Consider the following 3,997-nt stretch of genomic DNA (forward strand, 5'->3'; position numbering starts at 1 on the left):
CCGCTTTCTTTGCTTACTTTCTTTGCGGCGGCAAAGAAAGTAAGTGCCGCCCCGCACAGGGGCGACGCATGAAGTACAAACACCAATTCGCGGATGCCAACAACAACAACAACAACAACAAAACCAAAACCAAAACCAAACGTTAACCCTCAATGTCGAAAACAGAAACCCCCATGACGTGATCAAAAATCTTCAACGTTTATGAACTCCTACCATGCATTCAAACGCTAAACATCTCGCGAAACGCGAATCACCTTTGCATTAACAGGTCTGGAGAAAACTCATGAGCACGAGAAGAACCCTGGCAGATGAATCAGTCTCAAGCATCACCACATCTACAGCTGCCGCAGGCAACAACCCAACTCACACCACCGTCGACCCCAAACTCCTCAAACGCGCCGCATTCGCAAGCTTCATCGGCAACTTCGTTGAATGGTTCGACTACGCGTCAAACGGCTATCTCGCCACCATCATCGCCGTCGTTTTCTTCCCTAAAACCGACACCACGACAGGACTGCTCGCCGCCTACGGCGTGTTCGCCATTTCGTTCATCGTGCGGCCCGTCGGCGGAATCGTGTGGGGACATTTCGGTGACAAGATCGGCCGTCGCACCTCGCTGTCGCTGTCGAGTCTCATCATGTCGTGCTCGACATTCCTGATCGCACTGTTACCGACTTACGCACAAGTCGGCATGCTCGCGCCCGTGCTGCTCCTGCTGGTGCGCGTCGTGCAGGGATTTTCGGCCTCCGGCGAATATGCGGGTGCGTCCGCCTTTCTTGCGGAATACGCACCGTCTAACCGGCGTGGCTTCTACACGAGCATCGTGCCCGCCAGCACGGCGGCAGGTTTGCTGTTCGGCTCGCTGCTCATCGCGGCACTGCACGCGCTGCTGAGCAGCGAACAACTGCATGCGTTCGGCTGGCGCCTGCCGTTTCTGCTCGCCGCACCTTTTGGCCTGATCGGACGGTATATCCGGTTGAAGCTCGAAGATACCCCGCGTTTCAAGGCGCTCGAGCACGATCAACACGTTGCGCGTGCACCGATTGCCGAACTGCTGGGCAAGCATCGCATGAAGATGGTGATCGCGTTCGGTGTGACCTGTCTCAATGCCGTCGCGTTCTATCTGGTGCTGAGCTATATGCCGACTTATCTGTCGACAGAATTGGGCATGGACGAAACGGCGTCGTTCATCGCCGCGACGATTTCCCTCACTGCCTATATCGCGCTGATCTTCGTCATGGGCACGCTGTCCGACCGGATCGGCCGCAAGTCGATGCTGATCGGCGCGTCGATCCTGTTCGCCGTGCTGACGGTACCGCTTTTCAAAGGGCTGGCAGGCGCCGGCTTCATGATGATCGTCGTGATCCAGATTGCGTTTGGCGCATTGCTGACCATGAACGATGGGACATTGCCGTGCTTTCTCGCCGAGATCTTTCCGACACGCGTGCGCTACAGCGGTTTTGCGTTCTGCTTCAACGCGGCGAATGCGATCTTTGGCGGCACGGCGCCGCTGGTCGCAACATGGCTGATCGGTGTGACTGGCAGCAAGCTCGCGCCGGCGTGGTATCTCGTCGGTGCAGCAGGCGTCGCACTGCTGGCGATGCTCGGCAGTCGCGAAACGTCGCGCGCGCCTCTTGCCGATGAGTAATCGACATGCGCACTGCACATGATATGCGCGAGCTTCCGGAAGATACCGCCAGCACACGCAACACGCCTCCCGTGCGCTTCGGCATCGTGCTGTTGCCCAACTTTACGCTGACGGCGTTCTCCGGCTTCGTCGATCTGTTGAGACTCGCAAGCGACGACGACGACTTCAGCAAGCCCGTGCGCTGCGCATGGACGATCGTGGGCGAGACGCTCACGCCTGTCCGTGCCAGTTGCGGCATTCAGGTGCAGCCGTGGCAGACCTTCGATGAAGCAAAGGGATTCGATTACGTCGTCGTGATAGGCGGCCTGCTGCATTCGGGGCCGTCCGTCAGCGATGCAACGTTGCGCTTCATCAGGGATGCCGCTGCTACGTCGGCGACGCTCGTCGGCATTTGCACGGGCGCTTTCGCGCTCTCACGCGCGGGCGTGATGAATGGCTACCGCGTGTGTGTCAGCTGGTTTCACTACTGGGACTATGTCGGCCGGTTTCCGTATGTCGATGAATCGCTGCTCGTGGCCGACCGGCTCTACGTGACAGACGGTCGACGTATCACATGCTCGGGTGGACGGGCTTCGATCGATGTGGCGGCTGCCATCCTTCAGCGTCATATCGATGTCGCGATCGTCCAGAAAGCATTGCGCATTCTGCTGGTGGAGGATGCGCAACGCGCGAGCGCCCCGCAACCGCATCCACCTGGCACAGAGCCGTTCACGCATCCACGCCTCAAACGTGCCGTCCATCTGATGCAGCAGCACATCGGGCGGCCTTTGAGCCTCGATCAGCTTGCCGGGCGTGTCGATATGTCCGTGCGTCATCTGCAACGGCTATTCAAATCGCAGACGGGTGAGTCCCCTCTGGCTTATGCACGCCGCTTGCGGCTCAAGACGGCGGCGTGGTTTTTGACGAGTTCGGAAAGGACAGTCGCTGAAATTGCAGCGACCTGCGGTTTCTCAGATGCCTCTCATCTCGGACGCGAATTTCGGAAAGAATTTGGTGTCGCACCGAATACATATCGCGCCAATCAAACCGGCGCATTTTCATAAAATCGACCAATATTGGTGCTAACCCGAATTAGCGATTTTCCCTATTATCGTGCACCTGAAAATCAAAAGGCATAAATCGGTTATTTGTAATACGAAAAAGCCAAAAAAATAACCATATCAATCATGAATTTACTTTTTCCGGGCCGTCGCGGGTGAAACTTCCCCAATCGATCCGCCTCGACGAAAACATATCTCGAAATAGCTACACAATTACCGACGACATCACCTTTTCGCTTTTTGGCGGACAACGTTACACGAATGAAACGTTTATAATTCGTCTGCCTTGAAAGTTTCTGTAATTAATACTTGGTCGGGGTCGAATAGAAGTAATTGCTACCGATAATGCTTGCGTGACGCAAGCAGCCGTTTCGTCTCATTCAGGCGTGTGCCCGTCGTTCCTGCGTTGACGTTCAACCGCGGGAAGGCGGGGCTGTGATCGCGGCTGATTCACGTTGAGGTGCTTCAATGTCGTCGAACCGACAGGGTTCGTGACGGCATGCGGTCGTCCAAAACGCGGAGCGTGCATCGGTATGCATTCAGGATTCCTATTGATGAATCCGGTTCGACCCGATCGGCCACCCATCTGATCTCACATCAGATGCGTACGGGGATCTCCTGTCCGCGAGAGCGCGGAGTCTCTGCACGTTCCCGGTAATCGCATGCGCGATTGCATGAAAGTCTGTCCTGCCCGTACGCGAGCACGATAGTAAGCAATCCGTAATAAAAAGCCGATGCCGGTTCATTTTTCATTCAATGACGTCACAGCGGGACGATTCGTAAAAACGATCCTGCTGGGCCTTCGGGGATAACTGATTTCAGCGGGATCAACGAACAATGATGAGTTATTGGAAAGTATTGGGGGTTGCGTCGGCAACCGTGCTGGCCTCGTTCGGTGCACAGGAGGCATACGCCCAGGCATCGACGATTACCGTCTCAGGCCAGCAGTACACGCTGTGCGGCAAGGAAAACGGCACCTGCTCGTTCCTCGGAACGGGCTCGGTCGTTTTTGGCGCTGTGCCGCCGAACGCACCGTCTGTGATGCTCACCGCGCCGCGTACGTTCACGAACGGCGTGGGCTGTTATGTGGGCGCAGTGTCGAATACGGATCCTGCATATGGTTACGGAAAGGCCTGCTGGGTTCGCGCGGCAGCGACCAGCGGTACGCCGAGCAACACGCCTTCGCCGACGCCTACTCCGACGCCGACGCCTACTCCGACGCCGACACCTACACCTACGCCGACGCCGACGCCGACGCCGAGTCCGACGCCTGTCTCTGATCCGCATCTCCGAGCCCACGCGCCGGCCG

At 57.1% G+C, this 3,997-nt stretch carries 2 protein-coding genes and 1 pseudogene; all 3 read left to right on the forward strand.

Features of this window, described 5'->3' with window-relative positions; genetic code table 11:
- Positions 1 to 283 precede the first annotated feature (283 nt).
- The gene (locus tag DK391_RS43935) at positions 284 to 1,648 is read left to right on the forward strand and encodes an MFS transporter (RefSeq protein WP_239483123.1); all 1,365 of its coding nucleotides are present in this window, start codon (positions 284 to 286) and stop codon (positions 1,646 to 1,648) included.
- 5 nt (positions 1,649 to 1,653) lie between these two features.
- Positions 1,654 to 2,691 carry a GlxA family transcriptional regulator gene (locus DK391_RS43940; protein WP_109484259.1) on the forward strand — a complete coding sequence of 346 codons (1,038 nt, stop codon included), beginning with the start codon at positions 1,654 to 1,656 and terminating at the stop codon, positions 2,689 to 2,691.
- Between the two features lie 834 nt (positions 2,692 to 3,525).
- Positions 3,526 to 3,997 (forward strand): annotated as a pseudogene (locus DK391_RS44755) (hypothetical protein); the annotation flags it as partial.

Source organism: Paraburkholderia sp. C35, assembly GCF_003121405.1.
GTDB lineage: Bacteria > Pseudomonadota > Gammaproteobacteria > Burkholderiales > Burkholderiaceae > Paraburkholderia.

Bases quoted from the DNA above. Each gene is read 5' to 3' on its own strand.
- DK391_RS43935 (WP_239483123.1), top strand. From the start codon at position 284: ATGAGCACGAGAAGAACCCTGGCAGATGAATCAGTCTCAAGCATCACC.
- DK391_RS43940 (WP_109484259.1), top strand. From the start codon at position 1,654: ATGCGCACTGCACATGATATGCGCGAGCTTCCGGAAGATACCGCCAGC.